This window comes from Streptomyces sp. S4.7 (assembly GCF_010384365.1).
Taxonomy (GTDB): Bacteria; Actinomycetota; Actinomycetes; order Streptomycetales; family Streptomycetaceae; genus Streptomyces.
In genome coordinates this window covers 907,356-925,713 of the sequence record NZ_CP048397.1, presented here as the reverse complement: position 1 = coordinate 925,713, position 18,358 = coordinate 907,356, and the positions used below count along the sequence as shown (strand labels likewise).

Here is an 18,358-nt window from a genome sequence, read left to right as displayed (position 1 = left end):
CTGGGGTGTCCGTTCGGGTGGTTCGGGGTGGCTCATCGGGACTAGTCCGGATGGGCAAACAGAATGCCCCGTGACCGGTGGGGGTCACGGGGCATTCTAAGGCTAAGGCGCTCGGGACGCTCGGGAGGCGGTCCGGACGCCGGTGGTCCGTCGTCGGACCACCGGCACCGCTCAGGCGGGAGTGCTCAGCAGCGAGGCCGGGGCCGCCGGGAGTTCCGAGGTCAGGCGCAGGCCCATCATCGGGAGCAGATCGGCGACCCGGTGCGGCCGGTGGGCCACGATGCCCGGCGGGGCGGGAGCGAGCGGGATCAGGAGATCCGCCGGGGCCGGGGCGCCGGCCGAGGCGTCCGCCTCGACGTCCTGATGCAGCCACAGCGTGAGCATGTAGAGCCCGGGGACCGAGAGCAGACGTGGCTGGTACGGGGAGTTCAGGGTCTCGGCCTGGCGGACCGCCCGCTGGGTGGCGGAGATGTAGGGGCCCTCGAAGAAGCGCGAGAACGCCCAGCCGTCCGGGGTGAGCATCGTGTCGGCCGCCGCGACGGCACGATCGCCGCTGTGGATCAGGAAGCGCCAGCCGGCCAGCCGGGTCTGGGGCGCGTCACTGCTCGGGGCGATCTGTTCCAGTACGTGTACCGGAAGGGGCAGTTCGGGGCTCAGCGGTCCCTGGACGGACCGGAGAGCGGGTGTGCGGGCCTCGCGCACGGCGGTGGGAGAACCGAGTGCCGCGAGGACGCTGCGCAGGGCGGGCGCTGGAGCCAGGGGGACATGCAGCGGCATGATGGGTTGCCTCTCGCTCAGTAGGCACGGTCAAGCGTCTGTGATGCGGGGTGCGGGTGCGGACGTCGCTGTCGGCGCACGTGGTCAGAGGAGGGCCCAAGGCCGTGGCCGGGCTCCGACTCTCTGCCTCGTTCCCACACACTTTATACGATGCGTGTTCACAGAATGTTTCTTCTAGCTGTCGCCCGTATTGCGCACAAGGGCATATCCGGTCCATCTCGCTCGGAATCGTCATCGATGAACCGTGAGATGAACGGTGAACGCAGGCTCGTGGCCTGGGGTTATTCAGCCGGAACGGTAGGCCGAAACCTGTCCGCGTTTTCTGCCGCCGAAGCGGGCAGTGAAATTGCTCACTGCCCATGCCCAAGGAATGTGCCGCGTGGCCGTTCTGTCCACTCTACCCGGCGCGGCGGGCAAACGGGGCGTTATGGATCACTCAGTCTGGGCACTATCGATCGTGAAGCGATGCCCGGGGCGGTCCGGGACGGCGACGTGAAGGAGGAACCCTCCGATGGGGGAGAAGGTCGAATCGGGCGGTACCGGCCTGTCCGATCGGCAGAAATACCGGGCGAAGCTCCAGCAGTGCCTCGCGGTGCTGGGGCGGCTGCTGGGGGAGAAGCGGTTCGACAGGCCCCGGAATCTGATGGGTCTGGAGATCGAGCTGAATCTCGCCGGTCCCGACGGGATGCCGCGCATGATGAATGCGGAAGTGCTTGAGCGGATCGCCAGTCGTGATTTCCAGACGGAACTCGGAATGTTCAATCTGGAAGTGAATATCGCACCGCACCGGCTCGGTGGACGTGTTCTCGACCAGCTCGCGGAAGAACTGCGCACAGGGCTCGGATACGCCCATCGCAAAGCGAATGAGGTCGACGCCGGGATTGTGATGATCGGCATTCTGCCGACGCTCTCCTTCGACGACGTGGTCTCGACGAACCTCTCGGACGCGGACCGCTACACACTTCTCAACGACCAGATGGTGGCCGCGCGGGGCGAGGATTTCGCGCTCGACATCGACGGGGTGGAACGGCTCACGTGCAGCTCACCCTCGATCGCGCCCGAATCCGCCTGTACGTCGGTGCAGTTGCATCTCCAGGTCACACCGGACCGTTTCGCCGACGTGTGGAACGCGGCGCAGTGCGTGGCCGCCGTGCAGATCGCGGTCGGCGCCAACGCGCCTTTCCTGTTCGGGAAGGAGCTGTGGCGCGAGTCGAGGCCGCCGCTCTTCCTCCAGGCGACCGACACCCGGCCGCCGGAGCTGCAGGCGCAGGGCGTCCGGCCGCGGACCTGGTTCGGCGAACGCTGGATCGACTCCGCGTACGACCTCTTCGAGGAGAATCTGCGCTATTTCCCGCCGCTGCTGCCGATGAGCGACGACGAGGACCCGCACCAGGTCCTGGACGAGGGCGGTACGCCGCGCCTCGCGGAGCTGGTGCTGCACAACGGCACCGTGTACCGGTGGAACAGGCCCGTGTACGACGTCGCGGACGGCCTTCCCCATCTGCGGGTCGAGAACCGCGTCCTGCCCGCCGGGCCGACCGTCACGGACGTCGTCGCGAACGCCGCCTTCTACTACGGTCTGGTGCGCGCGCTCGCCGAGGAGGACAGGCCCGTGTGGACCCGGCTGCCGTTCGCCGCCGCCGAGCGGAACTTCGAGACCGCGTGCCGCGACGGCATCGAGGCCCGGCTCCGGTGGCCTCGCGGCGGCGGCGTCGCCGAGGTGTCGGCGGTCCGGCTCGTCCGCGACGAACTGCTGCCGCTCGCGGCGGCGGGGCTCGACGCGTGGAACGTGGAACCGGCCGACCGCGACTTCTACCTCGGGGTCATCGAGGGACGCTGCGAGCGCCGTGTGAACGGTGCCTCGTGGCAGGTGGACACCTACCACCGGGCCCAGGAGGCCGGCCTCCGCCGAGAGGCGGCACTCGCCGCGACGACGCGGCGCTACGCCGAACTCATGCACCAGGGAGACCCGGTCCATACCTGGCCGGTGGGCTTCCCGGCCCCGGCCCGCATGCCTGACCTGTCCGCCTGACGTCGAGTACCAAGGGCTACCGCTTGGTGCCGCCCACCGACATGATCGCCTCGATCATCACCGCCTGGATCTCCGACGGGTCGCTCACCTCGTAACCCGCGCCGCCGGTGATTCTGGCGACCTCGTCCATCTCCTCGCGGTCCGCCTCCGGGCCGACGGCGATGGCGATCAGGGGGACGGGGCGCCGGGGGTCGGCCAGTTTTCGCAGTTCGTCCATCAGGGCCGTGCGGGCCGCGGTGTCCGTGTCCGGGCCGCCGGAGAGGATGATGACCGCGTTGCACTTGCCGCTCACGTACGACGACTGGGCCTCCTTGAAGGCCGCCAGCGTCGTGTCGTACATACCCGTCGCCGACCCGGTCGGCACCGGCGCCAGCGCGGAGACCGCGTCCGAGAGGCTTTCGCGGTGGACGACGCCGTCGTTGGCGCGCTCTCCGAGGGGCGCGGTCTCCGCCAGCTTGCGGAAGTCCTTCGCGCCGTCGAGCCCCGCCGCGAAGTCCCACAGGCCCACCTCGTCCGCCGGCGTGAACTGGGCCAGGGTCTGGAGCATCGACGTCTTCGTGACGTCCATCCGGGACTCGCCGCCACGGCCCGGCACGGGCCCGGCCATCGACTCCGAGGTGTCCACGACGACGGTCAGCCGCGCGTCCTGCACGGTGACCGTCCACATGCCGAGCGTCTCGTCGACCATGTCGGCCGCCGGGGGCTGCGCCTTCGTCAGGGCGAACGGCTGCGGCGCCCGCCCGCCCGCCGTACGGACCAGACCGCCGGGCACCACGGAGTGACCCGTACGGAACCCGTGCTCCGCCATCGTCCGCTGGGGCCCGTCCTCATTCAGGAGGGAGACGAACCGCATCGCGGCGCGGCTCTCCTCCGTGGTCAGGTCGGGCTCGTTGACCAGGTTCAGCGGGTAGTTGAGCACCGGGGCCGCGTCCGTCGGATAGAACAGCTGGAGGTCGGAGCCGCCGTCGTCGGCGGAGTTGTGGACGAACGCCGCCTGTTCGGTGAGGAACACCGCCTCGTTGCCCCGCGCGTTGTCCGCGGTGCCGCGTACCAGTGACCTGACCACCTGGCCGTCCGATTCGGACACCCGCTCCGCCAGCGCCTCGGCGGTGGCGGCGATCCGGCTGTCGCTGTCCGGGTCCTCCTCGCGCGTCGACCCGACGACGCTGCTGAACGCGAGCAGCCCGGTGGCGCTGCGCGACGGATCGGCCGCGCCGAGCCGCAGCGCGTCCTTGCCGGCCGCGGCGCCCGTCAACTCCGCCCAGGTGTACGTCTTCTCGGGCCAGCCGAGCTTCGTGCCGGCGGCGGGGACCGCGGCCAGGGTCACCGGTGTGGTCGCCGCGTTGCCCGCGGGTGTCAGCGCGACGCCGTCGCCCGCGTCCAGGGCGCGCTCGACCCACACGTCGGAGTCGGGCAGCCAGACCTCGTAGTCCGGGGCGCTCGTGCCGGTGGCGAGACCGTCGGCGATCTCGTAGTTCTCGCGCGCGTCGACGCGGACGTCGACGCAGCGGCCGTCGGAGGTGACCCTGTTCCTGCGGGCGTCGTCGGCGACTGCCCGCACGGCGGGGGCGATGTCCGGCGAGGCCGCCAGGTCGATCCGCACGGCCGAGCCCTTGCAGCCGTCGGAGAAGGACAGCAGACCGCTCTGCGCGGCCACACCCGTCCCCGCCGCCACGCTCAGCACGAGAGCCGTGGCGATCAGTACGGTGCGACGGCGCGGGCGACGGCCCCTGGTGCTGTCCGTCGTCTCGTCGTCGGGCAAGCTGTGACGTTCCATGGCGGTGGTGCCCCTCCTTGACCTGAACAAGGAAAATGGGGGACCTCGGCCCGCTGTAAAACGCCCGTCCCCCGACGTGTAGCGCGATCTTCGTACCCGCATTCGAGACACTAGCGGGACGGGAAGGGGCTTGCGGCGCGATTAGTCAACTGGAGGCAGCTGTGCAGTCGGAGGCGGGCCGCGTGGCCGATTCTCTTCCCCAAGAAGGCCTGTCGCCCAGGATGCTGCGGTCCGAGGTGCTGATCGTCCTGGCGCTGTCGCTGGGAGCGAGCGGGGTGTCGGCGCTGATCAGCTTTGTCGGATCGGTCACCAAGCCCGGCGGGCTGAGCGATCAGGCGGCCACGCTCAACGGTTCGCACGCCCCCGGACGCCCATGGCTCGATCTCGCCTGGCAACTGTTCGGCATCGCGAGCTCGTTGGTGCCTGTGGTACTGGTGGCGCACCTGTTGCTCAGAGAGGGCAGTGGACTCCGCGACATGGGGTTCGACCGACGCCGGCCCTGGTTCGATCTCGGCCGTGGCGCGCTGATCGCCGCCGGCATCGGAAGCGCCGGGCTCGCCTTCTACATCGCCTCGCGCGCTGCCGGGTTCAACCTCACCGTGGTACCGGAATCACTGCCCGAGGTGTGGTGGAAGTTCCCCGTACTGATCCTGTCCGCGGTGCAGAACTCCGTACTCGAAGAGGTCATCGTCGTCGGATATCTGCTGCGCAGACTCGATCAGTTGGGGTGGACACCGATGGCCGCCCTGGTGGCGAGTTCGGTGCTGCGTGGCTCCTACCACCTGTACCAGGGCGTCGGCGGTTTCATCGGGAACATGGTGATGGGCGTGGTGTTCGTCCTGGCCTACCGGCGCTGGGGGCGGGTCGGACCGCTGGTGGTGGCGCACGCGCTGCTCGACATCGTGGCCTTCGTCGGATACGCGCTGCTGGCCGGACACGTGGACTGGCTGCCGACGCCGTAGCGGGCGGGCGCCGGCAGCCGTGGGCTCAGGGGGCCGCGAGCAGTTCGCCGTCGATGACGGTGACCGCGTGGCCCGTGAGCAGCGTCCGGGCGCCGCGTAGCAAGGTGCGGACGAGGCCGGTGCGGGCGGACCCCTGGAGACCCGTGAGTTCGTCGCGGCCGAGGCGGGCCGACCAGAACGGGGCGAGCGCCGTGTGCGCGCTGCCCGTGACCGGGTCCTCGTCGATGCCGACGCCCGGGAAGAATCCGCGCGACACGAAGTCGTAGCCGCGGGCCGGGTCCTCGGCCGCCGCCGTGACGACGACGCCGCGCCGGGAGAGGGCTCCGAGCGACCGGATGTCCGGTGTCAGTTCCCGTACGGTCCGCTCGTCCGCCAGCTCCACCAGCAGATCACCGATGTGCGACGCGGTGTCGTGCACCGAGACCGGGGCGGCGCCCAGGGCCGCGGGAACGCCGTCCGGGACCGCGACCGGGGTCAGCGACGATGTCGGGAAGTCGAGGGTCAGCCCTCCGTCGTCGTGAGTGGTGGCGCCGAGTACGCCGCAGCGCGCGGCGAAGCGGATCGGGCCCGACGCGAGTCCGGCGGTGCGCAGCACGTGGGCGGTGGCGAGTGTGGCGTGCCCGCACATGTCGACCTCGGTCGCCGGGGTGAACCAGCGCAGCGCCCAGTCGGCCTCGCCGCCGGGCGCCAGTGGATGGGCGAACGCCGTCTCCGACAGGTTCACCTCCCTGGCGACCCGCTGGAGCCAGGTGTCGTCGGGGAACGGGCCGGTGTCGAGGATCAGCACCCCCGCGGGGTTGCCGGCGAAGGGGCGGTCGGTGAACGCGTCGACGATTCGAATACGCATGCTCCGCACCGTAGGAGAGCGCGGAAACCGCAGGCCAAGGCCAATTCCGGACGGCTGGCATCGAAGGTGGTTGCTCAACGAACTGTTCCGATATATCGTTGAGCCATCGCGATAGATTCGCGACTGATCAACGATGGGAGGAGCGTAGCGATGCGTTCACATGGACACGAGCAAGATCACGGACATGGGCAGTGCGGGCCCGGCCATCGGGGTCGGGGCGACTTCGATGGGCGGCGCGGAGCCTTCGGCCCGTTCGGGCCGAACTTCGGACCCCCCTTCGGGGGTGGCGGACGAGGCCGTGGCGGAGGCAGGGGCAGGGCGCGGCGCGGCGATGTGCGCGCGTCGATCCTGGCGCTGCTGAAGGACCGGCCGATGCACGGCTACGAGATGATCCAGGAGATCGGCGAGCGCAGCTCGGGCGCCTGGCGCCCGAGCCCCGGTTCGGTCTACCCGACCCTCCAGCTCCTGGAGGACGAGGGGCTCATCACCAGCCGCAGCGAGGGCGGAAAGAATCTCTTCACACTGACCGAGGCCGGTCGCGCCGAGGCCGAATCGGGGCCCGACGCCCCGTGGGAAGAGGCCGGGCGCGGGGTCGACTGGGAGACGATGAACGAGATCCGGCAGGCCGGCTTCGGCCTGATGGAGGCGTTCGGGCAGGTCTGGAAGACCGGCTCCGCCGACCAGCGCACCAAGGCTCTCGCCGTCATCAACGACGCCCGCAAGAGGCTCTATCTGATCCTCGCCGACGAGGACTGACCCCGACGGGTGCACCTTGGCCCCGTACGGCTCACAAGGGCCCCGCGACGATCACCGAGATCGTCGCGGGGCCTCTTCGTCGTCTCCGGTCCGTGATGCCCGGCCGGGCCGCAGGCCGGAGCCGCCGGAGTTCCGCCGAGTCGAAACGGTAGCTCGCCCGGGGGTGCGGACCCTCGTCGTGGCAGTGGAACGCCGCCCGGAGCACATCGCCGCGCAGGGCGTCGGCCGGCGCGTACACGCGGTACACGTACTGCCGTCCGTCGACCGCGAGCAGGGCGGGCATCCCACATCGGATCTCCCCCGGCGGTCGTGGCGGCATCGTCGTACCTGGGGGACGGAGCCTCCGCAGCGACGGTCGCGCCGGGGTGTGAGGCAAGGCGGCGCGCGCCCCTTCTGCGCGTCGGAGCGAGATCTCATTCGTAAGGAGGAGAGGGCGCACTGCTGTGCCCAACTTCGGTGGGATGCTCGAATGCTCCCCGCCGGGGATGTTTTCCCCACCGGCCGGCTGGTGAGGTGGGAGTGTGCAGAGCCCTACCCCTTGGTTGCCCGAACAGTCCGATTCGACCGTTGTCTCCGCCGTCTCGATCCGCGCTGACATCGACGCCGGACTCTCCGCCGAGCTCGCCGCCGTCGTGTCGGGAGCGCGCAGGAGGGCGCACCGGGACGGCGACCGGCAGATAGACACCGCCCATCTGCTCCACTCGCTGCTGGAGTCGGACCCCGAGGTGCGCGGGGCGTTCGACGGCGGTCCGCAGGTCGCCCGTGTCTTCGGCTATCTCGTCCAGCGGAGCATCGGCTACGGGCTGCGCTGGCAGGGGACGGTGGAGGACTCGGGCTCGGTCCCCGTCGTGGCGACGCCCGCGGTCCCCGGCTGGTCGCCTTCGGCCGTCACCGTCATGGAGGGCACCGTCGAACGGGCCCGGCGGCGAGGCGAGCCCAGGGCCGGTGGTCTCGATCTGCTCGACGCGCTCGCGTCCGACCGGTCCTGCCGCGCGGTGAACGTGCTCGAACGGGCCGGAGTGGACGCGCGGGCGCTGACCGGCCGTATCGCGGATGCCTCTCACGGAGTGTGACAAAACTCGCGACAGGCGGCGACGATCCGTCTCGACAGGTGTGAAAGTGCCGATGCTCCTGACGCCGACTGACATGATGTGTCCATGCACGCGTCTCAGGGGAGAAGCGTCGGCCTGGGACTCGCTCTCTTGTCGGCCTTCGCATTCGGCGGTTCAGGTGTCGCGGCCAAGCCGCTGATCGAAGCGGGGCTCGATCCGCTGCACGTGGTCTGGCTCCGCGTCGCCGGAGCCGCGCTGGTGATGCTGCCCCTCGCCTGGCGCCACCGTGACCTCGTCCGCCGCAGGCCCGCGCTGCTGGCGGGCTTCGGGCTGTTCGCCGTGGCGGGCGTGCAGGCCTTCTACTTCGCCTCGCTCTCCCGTATCCCCGTCGGCGTCGCCCTGCTCGTCGAATATCTGGCGCCGGCGCTGGTCCTGCTCTGGGTGCGCTTCGTCCGGCGCAGGCCCGTCACCCGCGCCGCGGCCGTCGGTGTCGTTCTGGCTGTCGGCGGGCTCGCTTGTGTCGTCGAGGTGTGGTCCGGACTCTCCTTCGACGCGATCGGCCTGCTGCTCGCGCTCGCCGCGGCCTGCTGCCAGGTCGGCTACTTCCTCCTCTCCGACCAGGGCGGCGACCCCGTGGACCCGGCCGACGCGGTCGACCCGCTGGGCGTCATCGCGTACGGGCTGCTCATCGGCACGCTCGTACTCACCGTCGTCGCCCGGCCCTGGGGCATGGACTGGTCGCTGCTGGCCGGCCGCGCCGACATGGGAGGGTCCGAGGTCGCCGCGCCGCTGCTGCTCGGGTGGATCGTGCTCATCGCGACCGTGCTCGCGTACGCCACGGGCGTCGTCAGCGTCCGCAGACTCTCGCCGCAGGTCGCGGGTGTCGTCGCCTGTCTGGAAGCGGTCATCGCGACCGTGCTGGCCTGGGTCCTGCTCCGCGAGCACCTGTCGGCGCCGCAGATCCTGGGCGGTCTCGTGGTGCTCGTGGGCGCGTTCATCGCCCAGACGTCGACGCCCACGGCGCGGGCCGGGGGAGTGGGCGACACGGAGCTGTTGAGCGGGGAAGCGAAGCCCTTCGAACACAGCGGCGACGGTGACGACGGCTCCGCCACCGTGGCCGAGGGGGACGGGTTGTCCGCCGGACGGACGGCCACGTAGGCTGCCGATCATGCGACTGACAGTACTTCCGCCTCCCGCCGCCTGAGCGCGGGCGGCCATCCGCTGACGAAGACCGGGCTCGGGCAGTCCCCGAGCGGTCCGTCGCTGCCCGCGAGACGGCATGAGCGACCACCAACCCGTTCTTCACACGGAGAAGTCACGTGTCGATTTCCGCCCCGTCCGGCCTGTCGGTCGGCCGCAGTCTGTTCTATCTCGTCGTCGCCGGTGTCGCCTGGGGGACCGCCGGGGCCGCCGCCTCGCTGGTCTACCGCATCAGCGACATCGGTCCGCTCTCCCTCTCCTTCTGGCGCTGCGTCGGGGGCCTCGTGCTGCTGCTGGGCGCGCTCGCACTGCGCCGCAGGCGCGCGACGGCGGCCCTTCAAGCCGGGACAACGGCCGAGCCGCGCCGCCGCCGGCTGATCCGCGTCGTTGTTACGGGCGTGGGCCTCGCGGTCTTCCAGAGCGCGTACTTCGCGGCGGTCGAGGAGACCGGCCTCGCCGTCGGCACCGTGGTCACCCTCGGAGCCGGCCCCGTGCTCATCGCGCTCGGCGCGCGGCTGACCATGGGCGAACGGCTCGGCGGCAGCGGCCTGATCGCCGTCGTCGGCGCCCTCGCCGGCCTCGCCGTCCTGGTGCTCGGCGGTGACGGGGCGACGGTACGTCCCGCGGGCATCGCGTACGCGGTGCTGGCGGCGGCCGGATACGCCGCCATCACCCTGCTCACTCGTCGGCTCGGCCGCGACGGCGGTACGGCCGACTCCCTCTCCACCACCGCCTGGGCCTTCGCGGTGGCGGGTCTGTGCGTGCTGCCGCTCGCGGCCGGCGAAGGACTGCTGCCCCACACGGCCGAACCGGCCCAGGTGCTCTGGCTGTTGCTGTACGTCGCCGCCGTGCCGACGGCGCTCGCGTACGCCCTGTACTTCGCGGGCGCGGCGGTCGTACGGTCCGCGACCGTCTCCGTGATCATGCTGCTGGAGCCGGTGAGCGCGGCGGTCATCGCGGTCGCTCTGCTGGGCGAACAGCTCACCGTCGCCACCGTGGCAGGAACGCTGTTGCTGCTCGCCGCCGTGGTGGGTCTCGCCACGGCCGAGGCGCGCCTCGCCTCCGACCGGCGCAAGGCGGCCGTCCTCGTGTGAGGTCGGTCCCGGCGGATGACCCACCGCGTGGCGGGCGCCGGAGTCAGAGCGCCGAGAGGTAGCCGGGCAGGCCGACGGCCGGGTCCAGGTCGTCGGCCGGGACCGGTGTGCCGTATCCCCGTACGACGGGCACCACACCGGTCCAGTGAGGGAGCGACAGGTCCTCCGGCTCGTCGTTCGGGCCGCCCGTGCGGACCTTGGCGGACACCTCGTCGAGATCGAGGCGCAGCACGGCGGTCGCCGCCAGCTCCTTCGCGTTGCCGGGCCGCGAGTCGTAGGAGCGGCCCGGCACCACGTGGTCGACCACGGCGTCCAGCGCGGTGCGCCGCTCGTCGAGGTCGGTCACCTGGTACGCGGTGCCGTGCACCACGACGGAGCGGTAGTTGATCGAGTGGTGGAAGGCCGACCGCGCGAGCACCAGAGCGTCGACATGGGTGACCGTCAGACAGACCGCCAGCCCGGGGTCGGCGGCGTCGCCCGCCATCCGCAGCGGCCGGGAGCCGCTCGACCCGTGGACGTACAGCCGCTCGCCGACCCTGGCGTAGAGGGTGGGCAGGACCACGGGCGCGCCGTCGCGGACGAATCCGAGATGGCAGAGATAGGTCTCGTCCAGTATCCCGTGCACCAGGTCACGGTCGTACGAGGCGCGGTTGGCGGAGCGCGTGGGGACGGTGCGGTCGGTGGGGCGGTAGGCGGCGGAGGAGGTGGGCTCCGGCATTGCGCTTCTCCTATGTACTAGTGCATAGTGTGCTTTGTGCTAGGAGAGTATCGGATCGAAGGGCGGCGTGCCGCCGAGATTTCGGCGAGCGTGGAGCGGGGCATCGGCGCCGGACAGCTGGCGCCCGGCCGACTGCTGCCCCCCTTGCGGGAGTTGGCCCTGGAGCTGGGGGTCAACCCGAACACGGTGGCCGCCGCGTACCGCACCCTGCGCGACCGGGGCGTCATCGAGACGGCGGGCCGCAGGGGCAGCCGGGTGCGTGCCCGGCCGTCGAGTACGGCGCGCGGCTCGATCCGGGTCGAAGCGCCCGAGGGCGTACGGGAGGTGTCGGACGGCAATCCGGATCCCGCCCTGCTGCCACCGCTGCATGACGCGCTCGCCGCAGCCGCGCGGCGCCACGCGGAGCGGCCGGGGCGGTACGGGGACGCCGCCGTCCTGCCGGAACTCGCCCGGCTCGCCCGCGCCGGGCTGGACGAGGACGGCGTGCCCGACGGCCCGGTCGCCGTCACCTCGGGCTCGCTGGACGCGATCGAGCGGGTCCTGGCCGCGCACCTTCGGCCGGGCGACACCGTCGCCGTCGAGGATCCGGGCTGGGGCGCCTTGCTCGATCTGGTGCCCGCGCTGGGGCTGCGCCCCGTGCCGATGGCGCTGGACGACGACGGGCCGCTGCCGGGGGAGTTGGAAGGCGCGCTGCGGGCCGGGGCGCGGGCCGTCGTCGTCACCGACCGGGCGCAGAATCCGACAGGGGCGGTGGTGGGCGCGGCCCGCGCCCGGGAGCTGCGTACGGTGCTGGCGGCCCACGCCCACGTACTGCTCATCGAGGACGACCACGGTCACCGCATCGTCGACGAGCCGCTCCACCCGCTGGCCGGGGTCACGGACAGCTGGGCGCTCGTGCGGTCCACGGCCAAGGCCTACGGCCCCGATCTGCGGCTCGCCGTGCTGACCGGGGACGCCGTGACCGTCGACCGGGTGACGGGCCGTCAGCGGCTGGGGCCGGGCTGGGTGAGCAGACTGCTGCAACAGGCGGTCGTCGAACTGTGGACGGCGGGTGCGGTCGACACCCCCGCGGTCGCGCGCGCGTACGGCGAGCGGCGCGACGCGCTGGTACGGGCCCTGGCCGGGCGGGGGATCGAGGCGTACGGGCGCAGCGGGATGAACGTATGGGTGCCGGTGGCCGAGGAGACGAGTGCGGTGGCGCGGCTGCTGCACGCGGGCTGGGCGGTGGCGCCCGGGGCGCGCTTCCGGATGGCGACGGCGCCCGCCGTGCGGCTGACGGTCTCGTCCATGACGGGGGAGGACATCGAATCGGTCGCGGACGCGGTCGCCGGCGCGGCGGGGGCCGCGCCGGCGCGGAGCTACGGCTGATCGGCCCGGGCCGTCGTGGGCGCGGGCCCCGGCGTCGGCTTCGGTTCGGCCGGCGGTGCGGACTTCCGCGCCGCCGCCGAGCCGCCGCTCCTGCTCTGCGTGAGCGCGGCACCGACGAGCACGATGACCGCGCCGACCGGGGTGTTCCAGTGCAGCGGCTCGCTGAGGACCGCCACACCGGCGGCCGTCGCGATGACGGGGACGAAGTACGTGACCATCTGCCCGGTCGTCGGGCCCACTTCGGCGACGAGGCCGTACTGGATCAGCAGGGCCAGGCCCGTTCCCAGGCTGCCGAGCGTGATCACCGCGAGCAGCGGCACCACCGGGAAGGAGGTCGGCAGATCGGTGAACAGCGGGGTGATCACGGCCAGTTGAACCGTCGCCATGAACAACTGGGCTCCGGTGAGCGAGAGATGTGAGCTGCCGTTGCCCGCCAGGGTGCGGCGCACGTACACCCAGCCGACGGCGTAGCTCAGCGAGGCCAGCAGGGCCATGGCCGTACCGCTGAAGTCCAGCCCCGAGAAACCCTGCCAGGCGCCCAGCACCGTCAGGACACCGATGAAGCCGAGGCCCAGACCGCCGACGCGGCGCCGGGTGGGGCGATCCTCGGAGAGCGCGACGAGCGACAGCAGCATGCCCCACAGCGGTGACGTGGCGTTGCAGATGCCCGCGAGGGTCGACGGGATCGTCAGCTCGGCGTAGGAGAAGAGCGAGAACGGCACGGCGTTGAGGATGAACGCGGCCACCGTGAGATGACCCCAGGTGCGGATGCCGCGGGGCAGCCGCTCGCGCCGTACCGCTATCGCGACCGCGAGGACCGCCGTACCGAAGAACAGCCTGCCGAAGGTCACCTGGAACGGCGCGTAGCCATGGGTGCCGACCTTGATGAGCAGGAAGCTGAAGCCCCAGATCAGCGAGAGCACGCCGAACCGGATGCGCCAGTCGATCGCGGGGCGGCGGCTCGCGGCGGGGTCGGGCCCGTCGGCGGTCGTCGCCGGGGCGCCGGCCGGCGGCTTGGGCGGGGTGGTCGAGGGGGATCCGGAGAGTCCGGTGCGGCGCGGGGTCGCTGTGGTCATACGGCTACGATGCGGCCCGTAACCTCTTAGGACAAGCGAGAATTTCTCGACCCGTTCGCGTAGCATCGCTTACATGTTGAATCTGGAGAGACTGCGGATCCTCGACGCGCTCGCCCGGCACGGCTCCGTGAGCGGAGCGGCCGACGGACTCCATGTCACCACGTCGGCCGTCTCGCAGCAGATGGCCAAGCTGGAGCGGGAGGTCGGCCAGCAGCTGCTCACCAAGCACGGGCGTGGCGTCCGGCTCACCGACGCGGGTCGCCTCCTCGCCGACCACGCCGCGCGGATCATCTCCCAGGTGGAACTCGCCCAGTCGGACATCGAGGCGCGGCGCGGCCAGGTGGTCGGTGAGGTGCGGCTGTCGGCGTTCCCCACGGCGGCCCGCGGTCTGTTCCCCGTCGCGCTCGCCTCGCTGCGCAAGGCGCATCCCGATCTGCGGGTGCGCTCGCTGGAGTTGGAGCCCGACGGCGCCATCCGCCAGGTCCTGCGGGGCGACCTCGACCTCGCCGTCGTACTGGACTGGAACAACAAACGGCTGCCGGTGCCCGGCGGGCTGGCGACGGCGTCCCTGCTGGAGGACGCGGCCGATGTGGCGATGCCGGCCGATCACCCGCTCGCGGAGCGGCGTGATGTGGATCTGGAGGAGTTCGCCCACGACTCGTGGGTGTCCTGGCCGACGGGCGAGTTCTGCCACGAGTGGCTGGTGTTCACGCTGCGTTCGAAGGGGATCGAGCCGCGGATCGAGCACATGGCCGGCGAGCAGCACACCCAACTGGAGCTGGTCGGCGGCGGGTTGGGGGTCTGCGTCGCGCCCCGGATGGGACGCGGGCGACTGCCCGAGGGCGTGGTGGCCGTGCCCGTACGGCAGAAGATGTTCCGGCACGTGGACGCGGTGTGGCGCGCCGACGCCGACCGCCGCCCGTCGATCAGGGCGGCGGTCGAGGCGCTGGAGGAGGCGGCGGGAGCGGTGAAGGCGGCGGACGCGGCCTAGTACTGTTTTCGAACTGGCGTCCGGCTCACGGCGTCTGGCACGCACGCCCGCCGCGTTGTCGGACTGGCCCGAGTACGCCCGGTACGGATGCGATCCTCCGTCTTGCGATCGCACGCACCGGACGCCGTGAGCCCCGCCCCGCGGGCGGACGACGCCAGTTCGAAGACAGGACCCAGGTCCTGTCCGGCGGGGCCGGCGGATGATACGGGCCGGTGATCGAGGCCGCTGGTTCAGGCGAGTTTGATCTCGTCGCCCTCGACGGTGATCGACGCGGCTCCCAGCGGCTTGGTGGCGGGACCCTTCTTCACGCTGCCGTCCGACGCGTCGAACTGGCTGCCGTGGCAGGGACAGGTGATGGTGCCGTTCGAGATGCTTCCGACGGCGCACCCCGAGTGGGTGCATTCGGAGGAGAAGGCCTTGAACTGACCGGCCGACGGCTGGGTGACGACCACTCCCTCGGCCTCGAAGACCTTGCCGCCGCCCTCCGGGATGTCGGCGGTCCTGGCGAGCACCGCGCCCTGCCCGCCGCCACCGTTCGCGCCGTCGTCCGCCGGAGCCTGCCCGACGGAGTCCGATGAGTCGTCCGATCCGCAGGCGACGAGTGCCGCGCTCAGGCCGACCGCGCCCGCCGCCGCCACGACCGTGCGGCGCGGCACTGTCCGGCCCGCGGTCGTCGGTGCGGTGTCCTGCGTTCCCGTCATGTCTGCTCCCTGTCCGTGGCCGGCCCCGGCGGCCGGTTCCTCAGGGGGTACGCACCGCCGGATCGCGGTGTTCAAGCCCCCCAGGACTTTCTCAAAGTCTCAAGGACTCCTCGGGGAGATCGATGTCCGGAACAGGCCGTTTCCTCACCACGATCAGCCATCGGGGCGGTCGAGACCCGTGATCCCGGCGACGACCGGCAGATGGTCGCTGCCGGTCGCGCGCAGCGTGCGGATGTGGGCGACGGTCGCCGAGCGGGCCATCACCTGGTCGATCCGCGCCACCGGGAAGGCGGTGGGGAAGCTGAGGGCGAAGCCCCGTTCCGCCACGTTCAGCCGGGATGTGAGCGGGGTCAGCCCCCGGTCGTCGACCGTGCCGTTGGGATCGCCCAGCGCGATCACCGCTTCCGTCGTCTCGGCGGCCACGGCCTCGCCCAGCAGCCCGGCGCTCTCGTCCCGCGAGGACGACCGGACCGCGGCCCGTCCCCTCCCGGAGTCCGCCGACCGGTCCGCCGACCGGTCCACCGCCCCGTCCACCGCGGTGCCGTCGTCGCCGTCGACGGCACATCTCCGAGCGCCCGAGCCTGCTCCACCATGGCTTCCCATCCGCTTGATCCTGTCCATCAAGACGAACCACCAGGTGGAACAGTTGCCGTCTACGCGTGCCTGTCCGCCGCGTCACCGTTCGGCGCGGAGACCACGGGAGCCGGGGGAGTCCAGCGGCGGGTGCGCGGGACGGTGGAGGAGAGGCCGTACTCCTTCCTCAGCTGCTCCGGGATCGCGTAGTGCATGACCCGGCCGCGGGTGAGGGAGGAGAGCTCGAACATGGTGGTGAGGTGGCCGAGGCGGTCCAGGGCCCAGGCTCCGAGGGGGGAGCGGTCCTCGACGGTCTCCAGCACGTTCAGGAGCACCGGGACCGCCTTGACGAGCGTGTCCCACCGGGTACGGGGCACTTCGAGCCAGTCGGCGGAGGTGTCACCGATCAGATGGCGAACGAGAGCGGAGACGACGGGGTCGAGGAGGGTGCCGGGCACCACCTCCTCGTACAGGTCGATCAGTTGGCGGGTGAGATGGACACCCTCCTCGCTCGGGCCCATGTGGCGCGTCATGTACAGGTCCGAGAAGTGGCGCGCCGCGGCCAGGTCGGCCGGCACGTGGTCCTGGTCGACGCCGAGCATGGCGCCCACCACACGCCAGGCGTAGTAGTAGGACTCCGCGCCCTCCGTACTCATATGGATGCCGAGTCGGTGCAGGGCGTCCAGGACCTGGATGGAGAACATCATCTGCCCGCCGATCATGTCCTCCTGGCAGATCGGCGTCCCCAGGCCCGCCACGTCCCAGCGCCCCTCCCGCCCGAGGTGATAGCGGATCGACGCGTGCAGCAGCCGGACCTTCTGGGCGGCGGGGATGAACCGGCTGCCCGCCTCGAAGGCGTTCGGCTGCATCAGATGGACGGTGAACTGCCCGGTCTCCGCCATCCGCCTGGACGGAAAGTTGAGCGAATGGCTCGCCGACAGCAGCTTCGCCACGTGCGGCACGAGGAAGCAGGCGGGCATGGAGGCGAAGGACAGCGCGGTGGAGATGTGCACGTTGTTGTCGATGAAGAACAGCCGCGCCCTCTCCATCTCGTCCCAGTCCACCCACGCCGGAGGGGCGGCGGTCCGGTGCAGATACTCACGGGCGACCTCCGGCAGACCGTCCGGCAGCGGCTGCCCGGCCGTGGAGACGTACCGCATGAGGGAGTTGTACGTGCCCACCTGACCGCGTTCGAAGAGGGTCGCGACGGTGGCGTCCGCCAGTTCGTCGCCGGAGCTGCGCAGGGCGTCGAGGGACTGTTCGGTGAAATCGGTGCAGGTCACGGACGGACCTTTCGAGAGAAGGGCTCGGAAGTGGCGTCGGGCCCGCGGGACCGCGGGAGGCGGACCGCGGACGGGGGACGGCCGGCGAGTCGGAAGGAGGTCGGTCCGTCAGCCCGGCCTGTTGGTGGCCGCGGTGGCGAGCCGGGTCAGCGAGCGGTGCGCGAGGTCGGGAAGACCGGCGCCGTCCAGCGCGCGGACGGCGACCTCGACCCGTTCGCCGATCATGTCCTCGACGCGGTCGCGTGCCCCGGTCCGCTCCACGACGGCACGCACGCGCCGCAGTTGAGGGGTGGTGAGGGTGCGGCGCCCGAGGAGAGTCGTCAACTCGGCCCGCTCGGCGGGGGTCGCCGCCTGCCGGGTGAGGGCGATGAGCGCGGTGGGCCGGGCGGCCGAGATGTCGTCGGTGTTCGACTTGCCGGTGGTCGCGGGGTCGCCGAACAGACCGATCAGGTCGTCCCGCAACTGGAATGCCTCGCCCAGCGGGAGGCCGTAGTCGGTGAACGCCGCGCTCAGGGCGGGATCGGCGCCGCCGAGCCCGGCACCGATGTGCAGCGGGTGCTCGACGGTGTACTTGGCCGTCTTGTAACGGATCACCTTCAGCGATCGCCGCACATCGGCCTCGCCCACGGTGTGCAGGATCTCCAGGGCCTCCCCGGCGATCAGCTCCCGGGCCAGCACGGCCCACAGGCCGCGGGCCCGCCCCAGATACGCCGCGGGCAGCCCGCAGCCGGTGAACATCTGGCCGGCCCACGACATCAGCAGGTCGCCGGCCAGCATCGCCATCGACCGCGCCCGCGTCCTTCGGCGTGATCCGGCCGCGAACGCCCCGCGCAGGGCGACATGGGCGGTCGGCAGGCCGTGCCGCAGAGCGCTGTCGTCGATGATGTCGTCGTGCACCACCGCCGCGGCGTGCACCAGCTCCATGCTCGCCGCCGCCCGCACCATCGCGTCGCTGTCCGGCTGCCCCGCGGCGCGCCAGCCCCAGTAACAGAACGCCGACCGCAGCCGTTTCCCGCGGGCGGTCACCGCCGTCAGTACGTCCACGAGCGGCGCCAGTGCGTCGTCGAGCGCGAGCAGCGCCTCGGCCTCGGCGCCCACGAACCGTTCCAGTTCCCGGTCGACGCGGGACCTCAACTCAGCTCCCCCGTAAG

17 protein-coding genes and 1 pseudogene are annotated in these 18,358 nt (G+C 71.5%); 8 read left to right on the top strand and 10 right to left on the bottom strand.

Going from position 1 to position 18,358, the window contains the following annotated elements; all coding sequences use genetic code 11:
* Window positions 1–171 precede the first annotated feature (171 nt).
* A complete protein-coding gene (locus SSPS47_RS04005; protein WP_147878673.1) occupies window positions 172–777 on the bottom strand; it encodes a hypothetical protein in 606 nt (201 codons plus the stop codon).
* Between the two features lie 511 nt (window positions 778–1,288).
* On the opposite strand from SSPS47_RS04005, the gene SSPS47_RS04000 reads away from it, so the two are divergent.
* Entirely contained in the window at window positions 1,289–2,809 is a 1,521-nt protein-coding gene (locus tag SSPS47_RS04000; RefSeq protein WP_164248790.1) for a glutamate--cysteine ligase, read from the top strand.
* 16 nt (window positions 2,810–2,825) lie between these two features.
* On the opposite strand, the gene SSPS47_RS03995 is transcribed toward SSPS47_RS04000, so the two are convergent.
* Complete coding sequence (locus SSPS47_RS03995; protein WP_164248788.1) at window positions 2,826–4,586, bottom strand: substrate-binding domain-containing protein; 1,761 nt, start codon at window positions 4,584–4,586, stop codon at window positions 2,826–2,828.
* A gap of 182 nt (window positions 4,587–4,768) precedes the next feature.
* Here SSPS47_RS03995 and SSPS47_RS03990 point away from each other — a divergent pair, with 182 nt between their 5' ends.
* Window positions 4,769–5,548, top strand: a complete 780-nt coding sequence (locus SSPS47_RS03990; RefSeq protein WP_203557782.1) for a CPBP family intramembrane glutamic endopeptidase — start codon at window positions 4,769–4,771, stop codon at window positions 5,546–5,548.
* Between the two features lie 25 nt (window positions 5,549–5,573).
* Here SSPS47_RS03990 and SSPS47_RS03985 read toward each other — a convergent pair whose 3' ends face one another.
* Window positions 5,574–6,395, bottom strand: coding sequence for a PhzF family phenazine biosynthesis protein (locus SSPS47_RS03985; RefSeq protein WP_164248784.1), 822 nt, complete (start codon window positions 6,393–6,395; stop codon window positions 5,574–5,576).
* Between the two features lie 150 nt (window positions 6,396–6,545).
* On the opposite strand from SSPS47_RS03985, the gene SSPS47_RS03980 reads away from it, so the two are divergent.
* Window positions 6,546–7,151 (top strand): PadR family transcriptional regulator, encoded by a 606-nt coding sequence (locus tag SSPS47_RS03980; protein WP_164248782.1) that lies wholly within the window; start codon window positions 6,546–6,548, stop codon window positions 7,149–7,151.
* A 31-nt stretch (window positions 7,152–7,182) separates the two neighbouring features.
* Here the strand turns inward: SSPS47_RS03980 and SSPS47_RS03975 are convergent, their stop codons facing one another.
* Complete coding sequence (locus tag SSPS47_RS03975) at window positions 7,183–7,434, bottom strand: hypothetical protein (RefSeq protein ID WP_164247410.1); 252 nt, start codon at window positions 7,432–7,434, stop codon at window positions 7,183–7,185.
* 301 nt (window positions 7,435–7,735) lie between these two features.
* Between SSPS47_RS03975 and SSPS47_RS03970 the strand changes: the two genes are divergently transcribed.
* The 3 genes from SSPS47_RS03970 to SSPS47_RS03960 all read left to right on the top strand — a co-directional run bounded on the left by SSPS47_RS03970 (window position 7,736) and on the right by SSPS47_RS03960 (window position 10,497).
* Window positions 7,736–8,224: a Clp protease N-terminal domain-containing protein gene (locus SSPS47_RS03970; protein WP_239065212.1), complete on the top strand. Its 489-nt coding sequence runs from the start codon at window positions 7,736–7,738 to the stop codon at window positions 8,222–8,224.
* 84 nt (window positions 8,225–8,308) lie between these two features.
* Window positions 8,309–9,361 carry an EamA family transporter gene (locus SSPS47_RS03965; protein WP_164248779.1) on the top strand — a complete coding sequence of 351 codons (1,053 nt, stop codon included), beginning with the start codon at window positions 8,309–8,311 and terminating at the stop codon, window positions 9,359–9,361.
* A gap of 161 nt (window positions 9,362–9,522) precedes the next feature.
* Window positions 9,523–10,497 carry an EamA family transporter gene (locus SSPS47_RS03960; RefSeq protein WP_164248776.1) on the top strand — a complete coding sequence of 325 codons (975 nt, stop codon included), beginning with the start codon at window positions 9,523–9,525 and terminating at the stop codon, window positions 10,495–10,497.
* Window positions 10,498–10,540: 43 nt separating this feature from the next.
* Here the strand turns inward: SSPS47_RS03960 and SSPS47_RS03955 are convergent, their stop codons facing one another.
* Window positions 10,541–11,215, bottom strand: coding sequence for a pyridoxamine 5'-phosphate oxidase family protein (locus tag SSPS47_RS03955; RefSeq protein WP_164248774.1), 675 nt, complete (start codon window positions 11,213–11,215; stop codon window positions 10,541–10,543).
* Between the two features lie 36 nt (window positions 11,216–11,251).
* Between SSPS47_RS03955 and SSPS47_RS03950 the strand changes: the two genes are divergently transcribed.
* Window positions 11,252–12,583 carry an aminotransferase class I/II-fold pyridoxal phosphate-dependent enzyme gene (locus tag SSPS47_RS03950; protein ID WP_203557781.1) on the top strand — a complete coding sequence of 444 codons (1,332 nt, stop codon included), beginning with the start codon at window positions 11,252–11,254 and terminating at the stop codon, window positions 12,581–12,583.
* On the opposite strand, the gene SSPS47_RS03945 is transcribed toward SSPS47_RS03950, so the two are convergent.
* Entirely contained in the window at window positions 12,574–13,659 is a 1,086-nt protein-coding gene (locus SSPS47_RS03945; protein ID WP_164248770.1) for a DMT family transporter, read from the bottom strand. The genes SSPS47_RS03950 and SSPS47_RS03945 overlap by 10 nt on opposite strands.
* 73 nt (window positions 13,660–13,732) lie before the next feature.
* Between SSPS47_RS03945 and SSPS47_RS03940 the strand changes: the two genes are divergently transcribed.
* Window positions 13,733–14,650 (top strand): LysR family transcriptional regulator, encoded by a 918-nt coding sequence (locus SSPS47_RS03940; protein WP_164248769.1) that lies wholly within the window; start codon window positions 13,733–13,735, stop codon window positions 14,648–14,650.
* A 230-nt stretch (window positions 14,651–14,880) separates the two neighbouring features.
* On the opposite strand, the gene SSPS47_RS03935 is transcribed toward SSPS47_RS03940, so the two are convergent.
* The 4 genes and pseudogenes from SSPS47_RS03935 to SSPS47_RS03920 form a co-directional block, all read right to left on the bottom strand.
* A complete protein-coding gene (locus SSPS47_RS03935; protein ID WP_164248767.1) occupies window positions 14,881–15,351 on the bottom strand; it encodes a Rieske (2Fe-2S) protein in 471 nt (156 codons plus the stop codon).
* A 153-nt stretch (window positions 15,352–15,504) separates the two neighbouring features.
* Window positions 15,505–15,822, bottom strand: a pseudogene (locus SSPS47_RS03930) (endonuclease/exonuclease/phosphatase family protein); the annotation flags it as partial.
* A 182-nt stretch (window positions 15,823–16,004) separates the two neighbouring features.
* Window positions 16,005–17,207 (bottom strand): oxygenase MpaB family protein, encoded by a 1,203-nt coding sequence (locus SSPS47_RS03925; protein ID WP_164248765.1) that lies wholly within the window; start codon window positions 17,205–17,207, stop codon window positions 16,005–16,007.
* A gap of 108 nt (window positions 17,208–17,315) precedes the next feature.
* Window positions 17,316–18,341: a polyprenyl synthetase family protein gene (locus SSPS47_RS03920; protein WP_239064766.1), complete on the bottom strand. Its 1,026-nt coding sequence runs from the start codon at window positions 18,339–18,341 to the stop codon at window positions 17,316–17,318.
* Window positions 18,342–18,358 lie beyond the last annotated feature (17 nt).

What these genes read in the sequence shown, in the direction of transcription:
- SSPS47_RS04000 (WP_164248790.1), top strand. Translation starts at nt 1,289, where the DNA reads ATGGGGGAGAAGGTCGAATCGGGCGGTACCGGCCTGTCCGATCGGCAG.
- SSPS47_RS03980 (WP_164248782.1), top strand. Translation starts at nt 6,546, where the DNA reads ATGCGTTCACATGGACACGAGCAAGATCACGGACATGGGCAGTGCGGG.
- SSPS47_RS03955 (WP_164248774.1), bottom strand. Translation starts at nt 11,215, where the DNA reads ATGCCGGAGCCCACCTCCTCCGCCGCCTACCGCCCCACCGACCGCACC.
- SSPS47_RS03945 (WP_164248770.1), bottom strand. Translation starts at nt 13,659, where the DNA reads ATGACCACAGCGACCCCGCGCCGCACCGGACTCTCCGGATCCCCCTCG.
- SSPS47_RS03965 (WP_164248779.1), top strand. Translation starts at nt 8,309, where the DNA reads ATGCACGCGTCTCAGGGGAGAAGCGTCGGCCTGGGACTCGCTCTCTTG.
- SSPS47_RS03985 (WP_164248784.1), bottom strand. Translation starts at nt 6,395, where the DNA reads ATGCGTATTCGAATCGTCGACGCGTTCACCGACCGCCCCTTCGCCGGC.
- SSPS47_RS03940 (WP_164248769.1), top strand. Translation starts at nt 13,733, where the DNA reads ATGTTGAATCTGGAGAGACTGCGGATCCTCGACGCGCTCGCCCGGCAC.
- SSPS47_RS03935 (WP_164248767.1), bottom strand. Translation starts at nt 15,351, where the DNA reads ATGACGGGAACGCAGGACACCGCACCGACGACCGCGGGCCGGACAGTG.
- SSPS47_RS03995 (WP_164248788.1), bottom strand. Translation starts at nt 4,586, where the DNA reads ATGGAACGTCACAGCTTGCCCGACGACGAGACGACGGACAGCACCAGG.
- SSPS47_RS04005 (WP_147878673.1), bottom strand. Translation starts at nt 777, where the DNA reads ATGCCGCTGCATGTCCCCCTGGCTCCAGCGCCCGCCCTGCGCAGCGTC.
- SSPS47_RS03975 (WP_164247410.1), bottom strand. Translation starts at nt 7,434, where the DNA reads ATGCCCGCCCTGCTCGCGGTCGACGGACGGCAGTACGTGTACCGCGTG.